The following is a 20,230-nucleotide window of genomic DNA, read 5'->3' on the forward strand; positions in this document are numbered from 1 at the left end:
AGCTTAAATTCTACATTTCATTGATTTTAACTTGATTTTGATAACTTATTTATTTAATACTTATCGAATTTATACCCATTATATCATAAATTTACATTAATTAACCTATTAAGCGTTATTTATGCTAAAATAAAGTCAATATTTAAGAAATTTTCGAAATAAATTTTAATGAATTAAACTTCTATTTATAATACATATTTTGTTAAAAATTAAAGCTAAGATTTTTTTAAATGCAAAAAATTTTAGCTTATTAATTATCAGCTACTTTATAAATTTCCTAACACCTTTTGAATTTCTAACTCTGTCAAAGACCTATACTGGCCTTTCTCTAGTGATTTGTCTAAAGCTAGTCCACCAATTGAAATTCTCTTTAAATATACAACGTAGCAGCCTACGGACTTTAACATACGCTTTACTTGATGCTTGCGTCCTTCTGAAATAGTAAGATATCCAGAAACGACTGGCTGCGTATGATGATTTGAGTTTATATTGTTCACATTATTGGTGGCCATTTCATGTTTAAGATCTTCATATACGCCAAACTTATCTACTTCTATTCTTGCAGGCTTAGTTAATATTTTACCTTGTCCAATATAAGTTCCCTGCTCTAATTGGTTCTTATCTTCTTCGCTTAAAGAACCTAATGCCCAAAAGAAATAAGTTTTTTCAACATGCTTTTCTGGATACATGACCTTATGTTCAAATTCTCCATCATTTGTAAATAACAATAATCCTTCTGTGTCCTTGTCTAACCTTCCAACATGAAATATTCCTTTCGTACCAGCTTCGCCTAAAAAATCAAATACGGTCTTATGAATCTCATCAGTTTTTGCAGTAATACAACCTGCTGGTTTGTTAAACATGTAATATAATTTTCCTGTATATTTAACTATCTTATTAAGATACTCAATGACATCACAGTTTTCATCAATTTCCATTGCAGGCTCTGTAACTAACTCTTTATTTACCTTTACCATACCTTCTTTAATATAATTTCTGACACTTTTTTTGCTTCCAACAGCTGATTCTGCTAGAAATTTATCTAATCGCATATATCGTCACATCTCTTCCTATGTAAAAAATCTAAAAAATTAAATTAACTTGTCCCTAATTTCAACTTGTTATTTAATAAATCTAATCATAAATTGTATTCTGCAAATATAATTATTAATTTGGATATCCATAGTTTAAAGTAAATCTCAATATAATAAACTTTTTAAAGCATATAAATCTTTTATTTCAATTTGATCTATATAGATTATAACATCTTTTTCATTAATTATTTACTAATTTAAATTTCTGCCATGGAGCTATTGTATCAATCAAAAACAGTTCTTCCTCTGCGATTCTTCCTACTACATTTGATTTGCCAGAGTTTTTCATAGGCTTTTTAGCTATCTGCATTTCTCCTGCATAATGTCCATATAATGAACTTTCTATAATAATATCTCCTCTTCTTATATCTGGAGTATTAAATATTTCAAAATTGTGGTCTTTATATTTAACTCTGCTTTGAGTTGATCTTATTAAATAATCAGATACATCTCCTCTGTTAAAATGAAATTCTTCAAGCACTATTTTCTTCTCTGTTTCAGGTGCATTTTTATTTATCTCACAATTTAAAGTCAAAACATAAGGATCTATTTCACTTAATGCTTTTAATTCTTCTTCACTAGCAAAGGCATTTGCAATAATTACATCATCTATTAAGTCAGATGTCCATAAATGCTTTGCTTGAATTGTTATTGGAAGCTCTCTATGAATTTCAAGAGTGCATAATCCATCGTTTACAGGCCATGGACCATGATCTGCACTGTGAGATGAAATAAATGCTGCTGTTCTAATTCCTAACGATTTGAACTGCTTGCTGGTTTTTATAAAATGTTCATAGCTTAATCCTGTATATCTGTGTGGATAAAAATTATGACAGCCTAATATATTATCTGCATTTGGCATATAAGAGAATATATTATCTATATATTTTGTCCCATTGCTCATGTTTAATTCTATTTTCAATTTCTTACTTGTAAATGACATAATAGATTCCTCTAAACCAGTAAATCCAAGATCAAGTCTTATACCATAGAGTCCTAGCTCCTTAAAAAAATCTAAATTCTTATAATCAATTCCAAGTTCATCGAATACTTTAGGACTTATATCTGCTATTACTTCCATATCATTTTCATTTGCACATTGTATTATTTTCTTGAAATTATTGATTATTACTTCTTTACTTCCATCAAATGATAAAAGACATGTGAAAATTCTTTTAAAATTATATTTATATGCCAATTTTATATAATCTTCTATTTCATTTGCACTACTGTGCATAGGATAAACTGATATTCCTAGCCTTCTCATTAAAAATTCTCCCTTAATTAAAATTTTTGTTATAGATAAACAACATATAAAGCATACTCCTTATTTCGGAGCGTTATATGCATAGATTCATGTCTCACTTGGTCTATCTATATTTTCTTATAGATTTTCACTGACAATCATTTTAAATATAGTGTTTCTCTATTTAATTGACGTGATTTATTTATTATAAAACATACCATTAAAAAATATTTTATCGTCTAAAATTGTTATATTAGTTCCATATTCGTTAGTAATCTTTTCAGATCTTCCACCTCCAACTGGAATTTTATAAAGATTTTCATTATCTGAATAATTCACATAATAGACATAATCTTTGCGTGCATTTATAAAAGTAGCTTTGTCATTAGATAACTTAGCTTTTCCTGTTCCATCTCCATTTACTTTATATAACTTATCACTATCTGATTTGTTGCTATAAAAAACAGTATCTCCACAAACAGTCATAAATAAAGTTTCATCATCACATACTTTTGTATTTTCACTTCCATCTAATCTCATTTTGTAGATTTTATATCCATCAGATATATTGGTGTAATATATCAATCCATTGCTTACAGTCATATCCTCTGTAGCAGATGAATTAAGTTTAATTCTACAACTGCCATCTAAAGATATTTTGTATATATTATTTAAATCAATTGAATGTGAATTAGTTCTTTTAACATAATATATCCAATTGCCTTCTACAAACATATTTCCTACTGCCTCATTTGCTATGCATGTGTCCTCTGTTCCATCTGTTTTAACTTTATTTATACTGTGGTGAAAAGCATCTTTCCAATTGCTATAGTAAATCCAGTCGTCTACAAGATTAAGGTTCCATACTCTATTTGGAATTAATTGTGTATTGTAACTTAAATCACATAAATCTTTCCTAAGAGGATCATTTTTCCTTATTTTGTACAAATAATCAGGAGCTGCTCCATAGACATCTCCTACCCTATTTATATAATATATATAATCATTATCTTCTACAGCCATTCCATCATTTACAATATTGCCTGATGAATTAGAAATTTTTGAATCGTCATTTTTAGGCACATCTGAGCTATTGTAGCAAGTAAAATTGAAATTATATATTTTATCATAAGCTCCATATGAATTTTGATCTGCTCCATTAGATGAAGACCTTTTTACAAAAATCATAACTTTATATTTACCTTCAGTTAATGCATTATTATCTTTTATTGTAAATTCATTATATGCGGGTATTGGATTTGAATATCCATCAGTTAATTCTGTGTAATCTTCATTTTCACTCCTAGCTATAAATACTCTATACTGCACTGGATCATAATTGCTGTAGTCAGAATAATCTCCATCATACTTGGAACTCATATTTATCTTGATGGTGTCACCACTTAGCACTGGATAATGATCAACTCCTGCATATTCGACATATGGATTTTGCTTTTCAACTGATAAACCTGAAACGGTACCAAAATCCGTATGTGAAAAATCAGTTTCAGTTGTATCAGCTTTTGCACTTGTACTACATGTTATAAAAATCAATGATGTAATAGTAATGACTGAGAATAATCTATTAATAACCTTTTTTGACATCTATACATCCACCCCTGATTCTTTTTATTTTATAAAATATTTATTGACAGCTCTAAGTGATGCATCTGCAACTTTTCGGCTGTTTAGTCTATGCATCATCATCTTTGCATCACCATCATCGCACTCAACAGTCGTTTCCATGAGCACTGCGGGGCACCATGCTGATGATAACACTGCGAGATTTGGTCTATCTTGAAGTGGATATGTGTTAGTTTTTATGGTGCTAGACACTTCTCTCATGAGTATTGTTGCAAATTCTCTTCCTGGTTTTGGAGCAGTAGAATTATATAGTACCGTAGTCCCCCTAAACATATAAACAGACTGCATATTAACATCTAATGGAAGTGAATTATTGTGTATACAGAAAAATAAATCTGCATTCAAAAGATTTGCTGGATCTGTTCTATCTAATAATCCTACATTTTTATCATCATCTCTAGTTATATATATACGATATCCTGCTTTTTCAAGGTTTTCTTTTACTCTTTTAGATATATCCAAATTTAACTGCTTTTCATAAGTGAAATTGGCTGTTGCTCCAAGCTCTGAGCCTCCATGACCAGGGTCAATAATTATTATTTTTGAGTTATCTTTAACCTTTTCTTCAAACGTAACATCTATAAAGGTCTTAAACTCATATTTATTGTCATCTAAGGAAGAATATCTCCTTTTTACAGGAGTTATTTTAACATTAAGCTTTTCAGAAGTCTCAATATCAACTTTTGCTGTATTATTATCAAGCTTATCTAGCTTTATATTCTTTATATACTTATTATCTTTTAAAACTGAATAGAAGTTATCAGATTCACCAGTAACATTAACCTGTGAAATAAGTATTTCAACTTTATTTCCATAAATTCTTTCAGAATACTTAGGCTCCACAGTATATTTTCTAATATCTCCAGCCTCAGATTCTGTACATGAGTAGGATACTGGAATTCCTAAAGCTCCTTTATGTTCGACTTGATAATATTTAAAAGAATCTTGTTGTAAGTCATAAACTTTGCTATTGCTAGATTCAGTCGTAGTAGTAGTTTCTTCTGCATTACAATAAGAAACAGGTAATATGAAAGTACAGACTAGTAAAATTCCAAAGACTATACATTTAAATTTTTTCATAAATACTTACCTCCACTACATTTTTTTATATCCTATATAGATTTTTTTCATTCTATTTTTTCATAAATTTATATAAACTATTCATTTAATTACATAATATTTAATTTATTTTACTTTTCATTCATAATCTTATACATTCTTACCATTTTTTCAATAAGGACATTTTCAGACATGGCAGTCATTAATTGATCTTGCGCATGAACCATAAGTAATGTTATTTTAATTCCTTTTCCATTTATCTCAGCCTGAATCAATTTTGTCTGAGTACTATGAGCTAGTTTAAGTTCTTCTCTAGCCTTTTTTAAAAATTCTTCTGCTTTATCGTAGTTTTTATTTTCAGCTTCATCAAGAGCTTCAAAGGCATATGCTCTTGAATCTCCTGCATGTGATATTATTTCGAATATTTCTTGCTCCATATAGCTTCATCTCCTAATATTATTTATTAAATTGCGGTAAATATCCTTTGTTTAATGAACATAAGTCCTCAAATAACTTAATTGCAATATCTACTGATGGGACTAGTGGATTATTAGCTAGTGCCATTATAGCTTGATTTGTACTTCCATGTACTCCAGCTTCTATTGTTGATATCTCATAAAATTTTACACTGTGAATAAGGCCTAAAATTTTTTCTTCTACAGGTCGTGTCAAAGATAGCGGAGTCGCACCTCTCTTATCTACTAAACAGTTAACTTCAACAACGGAATCATCTGGAATTCCTTTAATAGTTCCATTATTTTTAACATTTATTGTATGAATGTCTTTTTTATCATTGTATATTGAGCTTATAAGTGATACAGCTGCATCCGAATAATATGCTCCACCTCTTTTTTCTAACTCATGTGGTTTAACATCTAGATTTTTATCCTTATATTTTTCAAATAAGCTTGCTTCAATTATCTTTACCTGTTCTGCCCGTGTCCCAATAGTTTTGGCTGCATCTTTTTCTTCCTTCAATAATCTATCTGTCATATAGTAATATCTATGATAAGGACATGGTATCATTCCTAAAGCATCTAAAAATTTCTTTGGCCATTTTAAATCTGATATATTTTTCATTGTAAGTTCTGAGCCATCTTTTAATTTTTCTATAACTCTATCAGTTACATTTATGCCTTTATACCATACATTTCGTCCCCATACTAAATGATTAAGTCCTACATATTCTATAAAAACATCTTTACTGTTCACATCTAACATTGAAACTATATCCATCTTCATGTGTATTGGAACATTACATAGGCCTATACATTTAATATTTGTATATTTCAACACAGCTTCTGTTATAATTCCTGATGGATTAGTAAAATTAATAAGCCATGCATTAGGGCATAATTCTTTAATATCTTTTGAAATATCTAAAATTACAGGAATTGTCCTAAGAGCTTTTGCAAAACCTCCAGGACCAACTGTTTCCTGACCTAATACGTTATACTTTAAAGGGAATTTCTCATCTCGTGCCCTTGCATCTAATCCTCCAACTCTAAATTGTGTAACTACAAAATCAGCATCACTTAGAGCCTCTCTTCTATCTAATGTGAGAGAAATTCTAATGTCTAAATTAGCCTTTTCACACATTCGCTTTGCTAGAGCTCCTACTATATTAAGCTTTTCTTTCCCTTCTTCTATATCAACCAAAACTATTTCCTTAACTGGAAGTTCGCTTTTTCTCTTTATAAAGCCTTCTATTATTTCTGGAGTATAGCTGCTTCCTCCACCAATTATTACAATTTTCAACTCATTCATCTTGCGCCTCCAACTAGATTTTGTTATGCAGCATTTGTACAATAACTGCATAACAAATTTAAAACTATAATCAATTTTTATTAATTATTCTCCATACCCTCTTTAATTAATTTCTTTTCATATGCTTTTAAGAATGGAAAATATAAAGCAGTTACAATAGCTATATTTATTAATACTAAAATTATTGCTCTCCAGTCTCCACCAGTTGCTAGATAAGCGCCAATAGGTGCTGGCAATGTCCATGGTGCTAAAATAACTGGTTTAGATACTAAATTTAAAGTCATGGCAAAGTATGATACACACCCGCAAATTAATGGTCCAAGAATAAATGGTATTATTAATAATGGATTTAACATAATTGGAGCTCCAAATATGACCGGCTCATTAATATTACAGATTCCTGGGATTAAGCTTGCTCTAGCAATATCTTTTAAGTATCTTGATTTTGAGCCTAACATTAATATTACTAGTCCTATAGTTGCTCCTGACCCGCCAATCCATACGAACCATTGGAAAAATGGCTCTGGCGCTATATTAGGAATAGGTTGTCCAGCTGCTTGAGCCGCTACATTAGCATCAAGCATTGCAAGCCATATTGGCCTTGCAACAGTGCCAACAACAGAATCTCCATGTATTCCGCATCCCCATAAAAGTGTAATAAGTAATATTGGAACTAATATTCCAGGAAGCGAATTTCCTGCTGTTACCAAAGGTGTAAATATACTTAACACAAATTTTTGAATATCAAAATTTAATAAATCTCTTATGATCCATATTGGTACTATAATAAAAGCTGCTGGAATAAGAGCTGCAAAAGAATTAGCAACTGATGTTGGGACTTCTTTTGGCATCTTAATAGTTAGATTTTTTTCTTTGCATACTCTAAAGATTTCTACAGCAAAAATAGACATTATAATAGCAGTAAACATACCAGATCCGCCTAAACTAGATAACGATAACATCCAGCCGTTAGGATCAATATTTAACGGAACATTTGTAAGCAGGAATGCTGCAAGCCCTAAGCTTCCACCAGACAAAGGATCTAGCTTATATGACTTTGCTAGATTATATGCTATTCCAAAAGATGCATATAAGGCCATTATGCCCATACTTAAGCGATATGGAAACATTATCTGATTAACATATGGAGCTACTAATTGCTTTAGCCAGTCATTTGGCGGAACTGCAATTACGAGAAAAAAACTTCCAATTATTATTAGTGGAATAGTAGATACTATACCATCCCTAATAGCTTTTAAGTGCCTCTGCTCAGATAATTTAGTCATTGGTGGCAATAAGTACTTTTCTAGCCAATTAAAAAATTTATTCATACTTCCTCCTTATCTTTTATTACTGTTTTTACTTAAAATAGCTCTTTATTTGCTTAAGAACTCTTGCTCCACCAAGTGGTGTATATCCCATTGGTTCAATAGCAGTTACTTCAAGACTATATTCATTAGCTTGATCTTTAAAACCATTTAACCTATGTCTTACCTGAGGCGCAACTAAAACTAAATCATATTTATTTTGCTGAATTTCATCCTCAAAATCGCTAGTTCCTACTGCTTTGATTTCTAGATCAAATCCCTCTTTATCAGCTTCCTTTTTTATCGCTTGTACAACAATTGCACTAGACATTCCCCCGGAGCAAACCATTAAAACTTTCATAACAATATCCCCCTTCAATTAGCAATATATTTAAATGCTGCTTTACAATATATGTATTTTAGTGCTAACCGTATTATTACCCGCTTTTGGTTTTAATTTAATAAAATTTCATAAAAAATGCTTATACTTGAAATTTTGTTTCATAAATTAACAAATTTAAGTTTTGCAAAAGAATATTAACAAATAATCATTGACAACTGATAATGATTATTGTTAACATAAATTAAGTACTTTGGAAATTATATTTTAAATCCATGTACGTTGATTAGATAAATATTATTGATACTTTATAGATCACGAAAGGCGGTAAAATCGATGAAAGAACTTCATAATATAGGGTGGTATGCTAGTAAGATATCCCCCAAACTACCTAAAAATGCATTTAAACCAGTACCTTCAAGGCTGTTTGGAGGACTTGCATATGCAATTATTATAATTTGTGGAATACTCACAATTACTCTATGTAGATTTAATAACATTATAAACTTTTTAATATCTTTAGTTTTAGGCTTTAGTTTTGCATCCATAGGCTTTCTTGGCCATGAAATTTTACATGGCACTGTTGTAAAAACACATTGGTTAAAAAACTTGCTTGGAGGGATAGCTTTTTTGCCATTAAGCATAGGTCCAAACCTTTGGATTAAGTGGCATAATATGAGTCATCATGCTAATACTCAACATGAAATAAATGATCCAGATGCTTGGATGAGCTTTGAGCAATTTAGCAATAGATCTTTTATAAAGTACATTTATAAACTTCCTTTGTGGTTTCGCTCACTATTTAGTTTCTCAGCATTAAGTATTTCGTTTACACTTCATGGAACTCGCATGTTTTTTATATATGTTAAAGAATTTAAAAGACAAAAAAGCATAAAACTATGGATTCAGTTTATACTCCCTTGGATTATATGGATAGGTTTATTCTTCTTAGTTGAAACTGATAAATGGATTTTCTCATATTTACTTCCATTCCTTATAGGAAATTTCATTGTAATGTGTTATATATCAAGTAATCATAGATTAAATCCTCTTGTACCTATAAATGATCCTTTGGTTAATAGTCTTTCGGTAACAGTTCCAAAGTGGCTTGATGTTCTACATTTTAATTTTTCTTACCACACAGAGCATCATCTATTTCCAGGAATGAATCCTAAATACTATTCTCTAGTAAAGGAAGAAATATTAAAACTCTGGCCAGATAGATATCATCAAATGCCGCTTTTAAGTGCTTTGAAGCTTCTTTGGAAAACTCCTAGAATCTATTATAATAACGAGGAATTAATAGATCCAAGAAACAAACGTATATATACTTCACTAGAAAAAGGATTAAAACCTAATAAAATTTCTTATCATAATCTATAAATAGAATTAGAGATATATAGATAAACCAAGTGAGACTTAAATTTATGCATACAACTCGCCGAAATGAATAATATACTTTTGTTCCAGTTTCTGGGTAATTATGATGGGTGATTCTAAGATTAAAAGCCATCAAATTTCTAATGAAACATTTCACAAAAGCATAATTCTTATTTCTAGTTGGGTTATCTATATAAATTATTAAGATTTAATTCGTCATAAATATTAGATTTTTATAAAAACAAAGACTTAAAGTATCTGTTAGTTACTTTAAGTCTTTGTTTTTATCATTTATAGATATCTAAATTAAAAATTTGAGTTATTAGATAAATATATTTTCATAGCTTTTCGGAACCAAAATATTTATGATTTTAGTAAGTTACCACATAAATTTAGATTTATGCTACATCTTTACTCAACATATCTATATTTTCTAATTGATATAGCGAGCCCAATTAAAAAAATAACTACTAGAGATATCATGCTTAAAGTATATGGAATAAAGATTCTTCCAACTCCTTCATGTGGACTTAGCAAGACTGGTGCACTCCATGGATAAAATGCTGATAACTGTGTATTTACTATTACTATATTTGCGAAAGTAGCTGAGATAGCAAATATTATGCCTGGCAATACATTTTTTGAGTAGATAGCAACTGCACAAGTTATGCAAACAAGCATAAAGTGATATACTATCATCTTTAAAAGTGATATGAAATAATATATAAGTAAATCCATATTTAAGCTTTCATGCTTTAGTAAAAATCCTAAAATTATTGAAGTGAAGAATACTAATATTAAAGTAATTGCTATAATATAAAGAATGCATGCAAGCTTAGAAAATAAAAGCTTCATTCTATTAATAGGATAAGTAAACATTACGTTCATAGTTTTGGTTTCATATTCATGTCCAAAGATATAAGCAGCTATTATTCCATAAACTATAGGTGCTACAATATCATTTAGGAAAGAAAATATCACATTTAAATAACCTTCCCATAAAAGTAATGAATTATATTTTTTATTAAAGCCATATATTATAAATGAAATAACAGTTGGAATAAATAGCACTATTGTACAGAATTTGATCTTTGCCTTTCTATACTTAAAAATCTCTGCTAAAACATATTTCATCATAACCTTATTCCTCCTGAAATCCTTACAAAATAATCCTCCAAACCTTCCTTATGTTTAATTAATTCAAATAACTCCACACTATTATTTACTAGTGCTTTGCTTATATAGTTTGTTCTCATTTCTTTTCCTTTTATATTAAGTCTTAAATAGTTGTCATCAATTAATGAACTATCTAAGTTCAAATTTTCATTTAATACTTTTTGCGCTTTTTTCACATCGTCAACTTTAACATCAACATATTCCTCGTAACTATCATTAATCTCATTCATTGAAGCTTCTTTTAATAAGATTCCTTTTTCTATAATCCCAAGCTTAGTCACTGTAAGTTCTAGTTCACTTAATATATGACTTGATATTATAAAAGTCATATTGTCCTCATTAGCAAGTCTTAGTATGAAATTTCTAAGATCTCTTATTCCTAGTGGATCTAATCCATTAGTAGGCTCATCTAAAATTAAAAGCTTTGGCTTATGAAGAATTGCACGCGCTATACCAAGCCTTTGTTTCATACCTAATGAGTACTCTTTAACTTTTTTATTCTCATCATTTAAAAGATCAACTTTTTCTAAGCACTCGTCTATTATTCCCTTATCTTCCACCCCCATATAATTAGAATGAAGTTTTAAATTCTCATAAGCAGTTAGGTTTTCATAAGACGATGGAAATTCTATAATAGATCCTATATTTCTTAAATAAGAAATATTCTTTTTATTAACTTCCTTTCCCAAAACCGTTATTTTACCACTAGTTGCAGGAATCAATCCTAAGATCATCTTCAAAGTAGTTGTTTTTCCTGCTCCGTTTCTTCCTATAAACCCATATATATCATTTTCCTCGATGTTAATACATAAGTTACTTACACTCAATTGTGTTCCATACTGTTTTGTTAGATTATCAGTTTTCAATATATAATTCATATTAATATTCCCTTCAATTTGTCTTAAATATTCCTAAGTAAAATAGAAGCTGTTTCTCAACATGCCCAATTCCCATTATACCCCTAAATAATAAAATACTGTAATAAAAATTTATAAGCCTTAATTTATTGGATTCATACAATCTATATTATCATTGTTGAAACCTATACAATTCCTATAGATAAAAGCCATTTATCCCTAAGAGATATTCATTTAAAAGCAAGTGATACAATTGTATTAGTTTATGCAAACATAACATTAAAAAAATTTAATAATAGTGATTTCTGATAGCTTAATTACTAAAAAGTGCTCATAAATCAGGGTGCATTGAAATATTCTTAAAAAGTAAATATATCGGAGGTAGATTTAAAGCGATTGAATGATATTCCGAGAGATAACAAAGTTTAGTTTATTCTAATTGGTAACGGCAACAAATCTAATGAGGAAATCTGACTAATTTGGACATTTACAATTAATGCCTAATATAATATATTACTATCTATACCAATTAAACAAGAAAATGTCTTAGAAAAAGACAATAAATTTATGGAGGGAATTTTATGAATTCAGGAACAATATCAATTTTAATTTATGTGGGTATTGGAATCTTAGCGCTATTTATATTACTCTATGGCATAGGATTTACAAGTATCGGAACTGATGAGGTAGGTATAGTAGAAAAATGGTGGAGCTTAAAAGGATCTGTGCCTGCTGATGGTTTAATTGCATTGAAGGGTGAAGCTGGTTATCAGCCACACGTTCTAAGAGCTGGAGTGCATTTTAAAACTCCTTTTAAGTACAAGGTTAAGAAAGTAAGACTTGTAACAATTCCACAAGGACAGATAGGTTATGTATTTGCAAGATCAGGAGAAAGTCTTGCAGATGGACAAACTTTAGGAAAAGTTATTCCTGAGTGTAAATCCTTTCAGGATGTAGTAGCTTTTTTAAATAATAGAGGGCAAAAAGGTCCTCAAAGGCAAATTCTTCGTGAAGGTACTTATGCATTTAATCTAGCTCAGTTTATCATAATTACAAAGGATAAAGTACATTCAATATTTACTTCAAAGGATGAATCAGAGCAAATAGAAACTATGAGAAGTGACTTGCTTAGAGTTAATGGATTCATTCCTGTAGTTATCTCGAGCTCAAAAAATCTTGAACAAGATGAATTTGGAAACAATATTAAAACTAAAGATACAATTGGTATAGTAACTGTTAATGAAGGACCTACTCCAGATAACGGAGCTATAATCGCTCCAATAGTTGGTGATGGTATTACAAATGAATATTACCATAGTAACTTCCAAGAACCTGAAAAATTCTTAGCTGCTGGTGGTAGAAAAGGTAAGCAGATGCAGGTATTGACAGATGGCGTTTACTTTATTAATAGGTTATTTGCTAATGTGGACATAGTTCCAAAAAGTATTATAGATATTGGTTATGTAGGTGTTGTTGTTAGTTACTTTGGTGAAAAAGGTGAAGATGTATCTGGATCAGATTACTCTCATGGAGAACTTGTTGAGCAAGGCAAGAAAGGTATTTGGAGAGAATGTATGATGCCAGGTAAGTATCCATTTAATACTTATGCAGGTAAAATCATTCCAGTTCCTACTACTAATGTTATATTAAAATGGATTAGCGGTCAGGTTGGAGATCATAAACTAGATGATAATTTAAAAGAAATTAATCTTATAACTAAGGATGCTTTTGAACCTAATCTCCCACTTACTGTAGTGTTTAATATTGATTATAGAAAAGCTTCTTCAGTAATCCAAAGATTTGGTGATATTAAACTTCTTATTGAACAATCACTAGATCCTATGGTTGCAGGTTACTTTAAGAATATTGGACAAACTAAGACTTTAATTGAATTGGTACAGGATAGAAGCGCTATTCAAGAACAAGCTTCTAAAGAAATGAAGGAAAAATTCAAATTATATGATTTAGAATTACAGGAAGTATTAATTGGTACACCTGCTGCTTCTTCGACAGATAAGAGAATTGATCTAATCCTTGCACAACTTAGAGATAGACAAGTTGCATTGGAAGAAATTAAAACAAATGAAGCAAAACAAAAGTCAGCAGAAAAACAAAGAGAACTTAATGAAGCAATTGCTAAAAGTGCAGCTCAAGCGGCTCTTACTCAATCAAGTATCGATATAGAAGTTGCTGATAACAAAGGTAAATCTGAATTAAAACTTGCTGAACAATTAGCTTTAAAGACTCAAAAACTTGCTGAAGCTGATAAGTACAAGAGAACTCAAGAAGCTGATGCTTTAAGATATACAAAAGAAGCTGAAGCTGCCGCTAACGCTAAAGCTACTGAACTTAATGCAGCTGCTAATGCTAAACAAGTAGAATTACAAGCTGGAGCTGAAGCTTTCAAACTTGAAAAAGTCGGTGCAGCTCAAGCTTTAAATATCAAAGCTGTTGCAGAAGCTACTGCAGAACAAGAAACAAAGGTTGGTCTTGCAAAAGGTACTGCTGCTAAAGCCTTAGTTGATGCTTATGGCGGTCCTGAATTACAAGTACAACAAAGCGTATTAACTGCTTTTGCAGAAGCATTAAAGATAAGCAAATCCCCTCTTGTACCACAAACAGTAATTATGGGGGGGGCTGATGGAAAAACTCCTAATGCTATGGAAGGAATTTTAAGCATGATTTTAGCTAACATGGCTAGTGCTAATGGATCAATAGTAAATACTATTACTCCTGCACATTCTGCTATAACTAATCAATCAGAGAATAGTTCTTCTAAAGAATCAAAGATAGCTAAAAAGAAAGATAATATTTCAGCCAAGGAACCTGAAGTATAAACCTATTTTTACTTCTAGTATTATATAGATATCCAACTCTAAAACTAAATTTATGTGGTAACTTACCAAAATCACAAATATTTTGTTCCGAAAAGCTATGAAAATATCGCTGAAGCTTCTAAGCCGCAGGTTGTATCCATTTTAGCATGCTCCAACTTTCAGTTTGACAAGCTAAAATGGAACAACCTACAGCTAAGAACCTTTAACAGTTCATTTTCAAATGTTTTCTCCACAAATATATTTATGATTTCTAGTTGAGATACGAATTTAAATTCTTAACAACTTTATAAATATGTGTTTATCTAATAAGCCAAATCTTTAAATTTGATATCTATAAGAACGAGATGTATCTAAGTAACTTTTGAAGTTATTTGGATACATTTTTTTATAATCCCTAGAAATAAGCAGAACGTATTTGTTGCAATTCACAGTTATGGTTAAATATCTTGTAACATTTTTTAGAATTATCATGAAAAATTATTTTTGCAACATATATATTTGTTTTAGTTTATAAACTTTTGAATCTATGATACAATCAATTATAAAATTGTAAAATCATTTGGATTATATGATTTATTATAGGCATATGAAAGAAAATATACGAGAGTTACGACTTGTTATTTTATGAATAGGCCTTACACTGGAGGGATAAACATGAATGAGAAACAAATAGAAATGATGAAGAAATTAATAGAAGAAAAGAAACAAAAGGGAAATAACACTAAAAATAATAAAAGACCTAAGAAGGTTATTGGCCGAATGTTACTAGATAATGGAAAAACAACTCAATAAAACATTATTATTCTAAGGAAGGTAATGTAAATTGAAATAAATTTACTTTAACTTCATATAGAAAGTTCAGTTATTCTTTCTTCAACAAGATCTTACTGATACTTCTGAAGTCGGAATAGCTGGGTTACTATCTATATATAATAGATAGCCTGAAACTCTTCTAAAGCTCTCTGTTCATAAGCTTTATAAAGTCATCATGTTTCATTAGTATTGAAAAGTAAATGCTTGAACCAGTTAAGAATGTGTTTGCCATTGGTACAATACTTAAAATTATTAGACTCGCAAGCACCTGCCATTCAAGTTTATTACTTTTAAAGTCTATTTCTTTCTTATTTATAAATACTCTGATAAAAAATAATACTAGAAATATGTAGCTTAATACTGTAGATATTGAATATAGATATTCCATTTTATCAAGTCCTTTTATTTATTTTTTATGTACATTACTATTGTATACCTCTATTCAATTAATTTCCACTAAAGTTACATTTTTATGGTTATTTTTTATTCATCTTACTTGTAATTACATTTGAGAAAAATCTGGACTATAAGAAAGCACTGCGCGTATATGACTTTAGCACAATGCTTTTATACCGAAAATTATGTTAAAGATTTAGGGGTATTTCTTCGTACAATTCATCTCTTTCATCGGAGTAAAGCCAGCCTTCATCTTCTGCATAATCAAATATTTCTTCTAAAAGTATATCGTATTCTTTAGCAAAAACTGCTGGATTTCTTTTATATTTATCAATCGTTTGTTCAGGGAAATCGTTCTTTCTAATCTTCTCTTCAAGCACAAGTGCTTTTAAATATGTACTTCCTATCAGTTCTCTAATCACATTATACCTATAACTTCTCGCGCTACAGATATAAAGCCTACATATTACTGGTCTCTCTTCATATATAGTGCATAGATTTGTTTCTGTTATGAAATTACAGTCAGTTTTCTTATCTAATACATACTGATCAAAATCCCTATAGTAATTTCTCTTTTTAACTAACTTTTCTTGCACAAAATTCGAAGCAGCTTCATTATCCCAATTACTTAGTTTATTCACACATACATTATCCATTTCAACAGACCAAGACTTTTTGCAGCAGCTCTCCTCACATCCATTACAATCAAGAGGATTATTATTTAAAAATATATCAATTGCATCTAACACATCTTTAACTGTTGTATTTTTAGCAATTTTGTCATAATTCACTTTTCCTTCGCCATCAAATAGTAATTTCATTTTATAGTTCCTCTATTTCAAATTATTTTTTCTTAATAAAAAGAGCCTAAAGCAGAAAATTTTAAAAAAATACTTTCAACTTTAGGCTAAAATTTTTAGTCTGTTAATATTCAGGTAGTTAAATAATAACTACCTGTAAATTTTTAATTTCCCCAAGAATGCTTCCGAGACACAAAATGTGGAAGTCGCTTTTTTGTAAGTAAAATAGTTTTATATTATAATAGTTAATACTATTAGTAACGCTATAATTTATTACTTAAACTTTCTCTTTCTAGCTTCTTCTGACTTTTTCTTTCTTTTTACGCTTGGCTTTTCATAGTGTTGTCTCTTTTTTGCCTCTGAAAGGATTCCAGACATTGAACATTTCTTTTTAAATCTTCTCAATGCTTGCTCTAGAGATTCATTTTCTCCTACTTTAATTTCTGACATACTTTTATCCCTCCCTCCGGCGCTGTATTGTAAACCACATTAATAGTTTACAAATATAAACTCATAATATACTATACATTATTTACTAAAATGCTGTCAATGCCTTAATAGTTTAGTAATAAAGTCTTATGATACTTCTAAGCTAGATATTCTGTGGTCCTCTGCACTTTTTAATGTATATAAAAAAAATCTGAGAGGTGAATTTATTTTTTTATTCTCGTGATTGCATTCAAGATCATTTGAAAATATTGTTTTATAATTTGCCTACAGATTTAATTACATTATATTTTTCTACGAAAATAAAATTATTATACTTTGTAAAGACTTTTCCTTCATAGGTAGTTCCTAAAATAGAAAAAGAGCTCCCACATAAAATGAGAGTTCTTTTTACGAATCGAAAATCAAGAAATTTATACGCTTTTAATTTTAAGAATTAGGATAGTCAGTAACTGATTGCTTCATATTACCAGATTTTGCAGTATTACCTGTATTATTTACTACGTGTGTTATCTCACCATTACCAGATAAAAATACTGAACATGCATGGTGTACTTTAACTCCAGATGCATTTGGAACCTCTATTCCATTATTTTCTGATACTACAGCATCCCTAAAGTATGAGTAAATTCCTGATCCAAAAAGCTGATGAGAAGTAACTGAATCAGCCACTTTGTAAGAAGCATATCCGTTTTGAGTACCATTATTGCTCATCCAAGATGCTTGATTTGGAACATCATATGGTAATTCACTTTGATAGAAGTATACTTTTCCACCATTACCATTCCATATAGTTTGATACTCCTTAAAGTGCTCTACAAACAATCCATATAGTGTAACATTATTACCATTTACAATAACACCATTTTTTGCGTTGTTAACTGTCCAGCCTACTCCTGTACCGTGATCTGCACGCCATACCCAGAAATCATCGCCTATAACATTATTACTATTTATTTTTAGACTTGTATCAGCATTTCCTACTGCTGCCCCACCAATTCTAAAGAATAAATCACTAAGACTTGTAGGATTAGCTGAGTGATCAGCAGAACTTCCATCTTGTCCAACTTTCAATAATACTGGTGAATTCTTTGCTCCAGCATCAAAAAGAACACCAGAAACTTTTACTCCGTCAACATCTGAAATATTCATTGCGGCAGTACCATTGTCTGGGATCAAAGTTGCAAGTCCAAGACCTAATATAACTGTATTAGACTTTGTTACATTTATAGAATCACTAAGATGATATACTCCAGGAGTAAATATAATGTTCTTTCCTTGGCTAAGGGCTGCATTTATGCTTTCAGCTGTAGATGTATCTGGTTTTGCTATATAGAACTGATCTATAGGTAATGATGTACCTTGTCCTAGACCATTTGCCCAAGTTATTCCTTGAGAATTCTTCCTAAGATCAGGAACAAAAACTTGGTAACTTCCATTATCATCAATATAAAGAAATGGTTTTTCTCTAATAGCTGGTGTTTGACTGACTACTGTATCTGGTGTTGATGGATATGCATTGTCATCTGTAGGTGCTCCATTGTTCCCCACAAACACCATGTTCCAGTTTGCACCATTCCAAGATCCCATTTGACTGTTTCTAGTAAAGAATTGTTGTTGTGATCCGGAAGTAATTGAATTATCAATCTTTGAATCAGCTATAAATCCACCACTAGACCAAGCTCCATCATAATTAGTTCCAAGTGGATCCCATAAAGACAATCCACCTTTAATGTGAACACGTCTCATTGGTGCAGCTTGTGATACTGCCCAAGTTAAGGTTCCTGCTGGCGCTAAATTATTAGAAGAATAAGTTGGAGTGACGGCAACATTTTCAACCGATCTCCAGAAGTTACAAGTCGCATTTCCTCCCATCCAATCTGCTTCACAACGTACTGCACCAGTTATATTAACTGCATCTGGTGTCTTTCCAAGTCCTAATACAGACGTAAAGAAACCTACATTTACATTTACGTTATATGAACCTGGCTTAAACAAAAAGGCATATCTTTCATTTCCAAACTGATTTGTCTCCATCTTACTAAATACGCTATCAACAGTATTTTGAATATCAGAACTTGGCATTGATGGATCAAATATTTTAACATTTGGACCTAAATCTACATTGTTAGCTGTATTACCATCTGGAGTACCGTATACTTCAAATTCCCATAGAGAGTACCCATATTGTGTAGTTCTTGCTGTTCCAAGCATTCTTATATATCTTCCGGTTGCAGTAGAATTAAAAGTTATGTTTTCTACTCCTCCTGTTCCTCCTGTTTTTGTATAAGCATCTATCCAATTTTTATTATCAGTTGATACTTGTATCTTATAATCTTTTGCAGCAGCAGTTTCCCAATTTAGTTTTACTCCTGAGATATTATAATTTCCACCTAAGTCAATACATATCCATTGAGGATCACTGCCTTGAGTAGACTCCCACCTAGTTCCTGCATTTTCATCAACAGCTAAAGAAGCAGTATTTCCACCTGTAACTGAAGATGAAGTTGCCGACTTATTTAACGCAATATTAGTTGCTACAGCTGCACTTTGTGTAGATGCATTTGAGGTAATTTCACTGTTTGCTCCTAAACTTACAGTTTCAGCCTTTGTGATAAATGAAGTTGACATAAACATAGTAGTAAAGACAGCCATTGAAAGAGTTAATGATAAAATTCTTTTATTTCTCCTAATCATTATTAAACTACCTCCTAAAAATACAATTTAACCTTATATTTTGAATAATTAGCTTCTTAATTAAAAATACTCTACTTGTTTTGTTGCAACAAAGACATTAATTTACTTAACTGTTTTGAGGTTAAGTTTTATATTTTACTTCACTAATACCTAATACTAAAGCGCTTTAGTATTAAGCATGATGAAGATAAATATCATATTATTTAACTGAATTTATTTAATTAGTAACTGGAAGTAGGTTTTATGTAGAGGACTTATTAAAACGTATACATAAAGTGCTTCCATTTACTAAACAACAAGAATTTGCTTATTAGATGACTATATTTACAAAGTTGCTGAAACTTTAAGTTAATATCTTCACTAGAAATTA

Annotated in this window: 17 protein-coding genes; 3 read left to right on the plus strand and 14 right to left on the minus strand. The window is 30.4% G+C overall.

Annotation, left to right across the window (positions count from 1 at the left end; all coding sequences use genetic code 11):
* Positions 1-266: 266 nt before the first annotated feature.
* The 8 genes from L3B96_RS21415 to L3B96_RS21450 form a co-directional block, all read right to left on the minus strand.
* Entirely contained in the window at positions 267-1,052 is a 786-nt protein-coding gene (locus tag L3B96_RS21415; RefSeq protein ID WP_238948515.1) for a pseudouridine synthase, read from the minus strand.
* A 223-nt stretch (positions 1,053-1,275) separates the two neighbouring features.
* A complete protein-coding gene (locus L3B96_RS21420) occupies positions 1,276-2,361 on the minus strand; it encodes a MupG family TIM beta-alpha barrel fold protein (RefSeq protein ID WP_238948516.1) in 1,086 nt (361 codons plus the stop codon).
* 177 nt (positions 2,362-2,538) lie between these two features.
* The gene (locus L3B96_RS21425) at positions 2,539-3,945 is read right to left on the minus strand and encodes a DUF5050 domain-containing protein (RefSeq protein ID WP_238948517.1); all 1,407 of its coding nucleotides are present in this window, start codon (positions 3,943-3,945) and stop codon (positions 2,539-2,541) included.
* A 24-nt stretch (positions 3,946-3,969) separates the two neighbouring features.
* On the minus strand, positions 3,970-5,064 hold the full coding sequence (locus L3B96_RS21430) for an N-acetylmuramoyl-L-alanine amidase (protein ID WP_238948518.1): 1,095 nt from the start codon (positions 5,062-5,064) through the stop codon (positions 3,970-3,972).
* Positions 5,065-5,174: 110 nt separating this feature from the next.
* Positions 5,175-5,480, minus strand: a complete 306-nt coding sequence (locus tag L3B96_RS21435) for a PTS lactose/cellobiose transporter subunit IIA (RefSeq protein ID WP_012058871.1) — start codon at positions 5,478-5,480, stop codon at positions 5,175-5,177.
* A 19-nt stretch (positions 5,481-5,499) separates the two neighbouring features.
* Positions 5,500-6,810 carry a 6-phospho-beta-glucosidase gene (locus tag L3B96_RS21440; protein WP_238948519.1) on the minus strand — a complete coding sequence of 437 codons (1,311 nt, stop codon included), beginning with the start codon at positions 6,808-6,810 and terminating at the stop codon, positions 5,500-5,502.
* A gap of 80 nt (positions 6,811-6,890) precedes the next feature.
* Positions 6,891-8,141, minus strand: coding sequence for a PTS sugar transporter subunit IIC (locus tag L3B96_RS21445; protein ID WP_077869533.1), 1,251 nt, complete (start codon positions 8,139-8,141; stop codon positions 6,891-6,893).
* A gap of 28 nt (positions 8,142-8,169) precedes the next feature.
* On the minus strand, positions 8,170-8,478 hold the full coding sequence (locus L3B96_RS21450) for a PTS sugar transporter subunit IIB (protein ID WP_238948520.1): 309 nt from the start codon (positions 8,476-8,478) through the stop codon (positions 8,170-8,172).
* Between the two features lie 315 nt (positions 8,479-8,793).
* Here L3B96_RS21450 and L3B96_RS21455 point away from each other — a divergent pair, with 315 nt between their 5' ends.
* Complete coding sequence (locus L3B96_RS21455) at positions 8,794-9,840, plus strand: fatty acid desaturase (protein WP_238948521.1); 1,047 nt, start codon at positions 8,794-8,796, stop codon at positions 9,838-9,840.
* A gap of 408 nt (positions 9,841-10,248) precedes the next feature.
* On the opposite strand, the gene L3B96_RS21460 is transcribed toward L3B96_RS21455, so the two are convergent.
* Positions 10,249-10,974, minus strand: coding sequence for an ABC transporter permease (locus L3B96_RS21460; RefSeq protein ID WP_238948522.1), 726 nt, complete (start codon positions 10,972-10,974; stop codon positions 10,249-10,251).
* A complete protein-coding gene (locus L3B96_RS21465; RefSeq protein ID WP_238948523.1) occupies positions 10,971-11,891 on the minus strand; it encodes an ATP-binding cassette domain-containing protein in 921 nt (306 codons plus the stop codon). Before L3B96_RS21465 ends, L3B96_RS21460 begins: the two co-directional genes overlap by 4 nt.
* Positions 11,892-12,451: 560 nt before the next feature.
* On the opposite strand from L3B96_RS21465, the gene L3B96_RS21470 reads away from it, so the two are divergent.
* Both L3B96_RS21470 and L3B96_RS21475 read left to right on the plus strand, forming a co-directional pair.
* The gene (locus L3B96_RS21470; protein WP_238899141.1) at positions 12,452-14,707 is read left to right on the plus strand and encodes an SPFH domain-containing protein; all 2,256 of its coding nucleotides are present in this window, start codon (positions 12,452-12,454) and stop codon (positions 14,705-14,707) included.
* Positions 14,708-15,361: 654 nt separating this feature from the next.
* On the plus strand, positions 15,362-15,499 hold the full coding sequence (locus L3B96_RS21475) for a hypothetical protein (protein ID WP_023975606.1): 138 nt from the start codon (positions 15,362-15,364) through the stop codon (positions 15,497-15,499).
* A gap of 160 nt (positions 15,500-15,659) precedes the next feature.
* Here L3B96_RS21475 and L3B96_RS21480 read toward each other — a convergent pair whose 3' ends face one another.
* The 4 genes from L3B96_RS21480 to L3B96_RS21495 all read right to left on the minus strand — a co-directional run bounded on the left by L3B96_RS21480 (position 15,660) and on the right by L3B96_RS21495 (position 19,860).
* Positions 15,660-15,908 (minus strand): hypothetical protein, encoded by a 249-nt coding sequence (locus tag L3B96_RS21480; RefSeq protein ID WP_023975607.1) that lies wholly within the window; start codon positions 15,906-15,908, stop codon positions 15,660-15,662.
* A 196-nt stretch (positions 15,909-16,104) separates the two neighbouring features.
* The gene (locus L3B96_RS21485; protein WP_077869886.1) at positions 16,105-16,737 is read right to left on the minus strand and encodes a YkgJ family cysteine cluster protein; all 633 of its coding nucleotides are present in this window, start codon (positions 16,735-16,737) and stop codon (positions 16,105-16,107) included.
* A 252-nt stretch (positions 16,738-16,989) separates the two neighbouring features.
* Positions 16,990-17,166: a 30S ribosomal protein S21 gene (gene rpsU / locus L3B96_RS21490; protein WP_012058882.1), complete on the minus strand. Its 177-nt coding sequence runs from the start codon at positions 17,164-17,166 to the stop codon at positions 16,990-16,992.
* 426 nt (positions 17,167-17,592) lie between these two features.
* Entirely contained in the window at positions 17,593-19,860 is a 2,268-nt protein-coding gene (locus L3B96_RS21495) for a discoidin domain-containing protein (protein WP_238948524.1), read from the minus strand.
* Positions 19,861-20,230: the final 370 nt, after the last annotated feature.

The sequence above is a fragment of the Clostridium sp. YIM B02569 genome (assembly GCF_022320765.1).
Classification (GTDB): domain Bacteria; phylum Bacillota; class Clostridia; order Clostridiales; family Clostridiaceae; genus Clostridium; species Clostridium beijerinckii.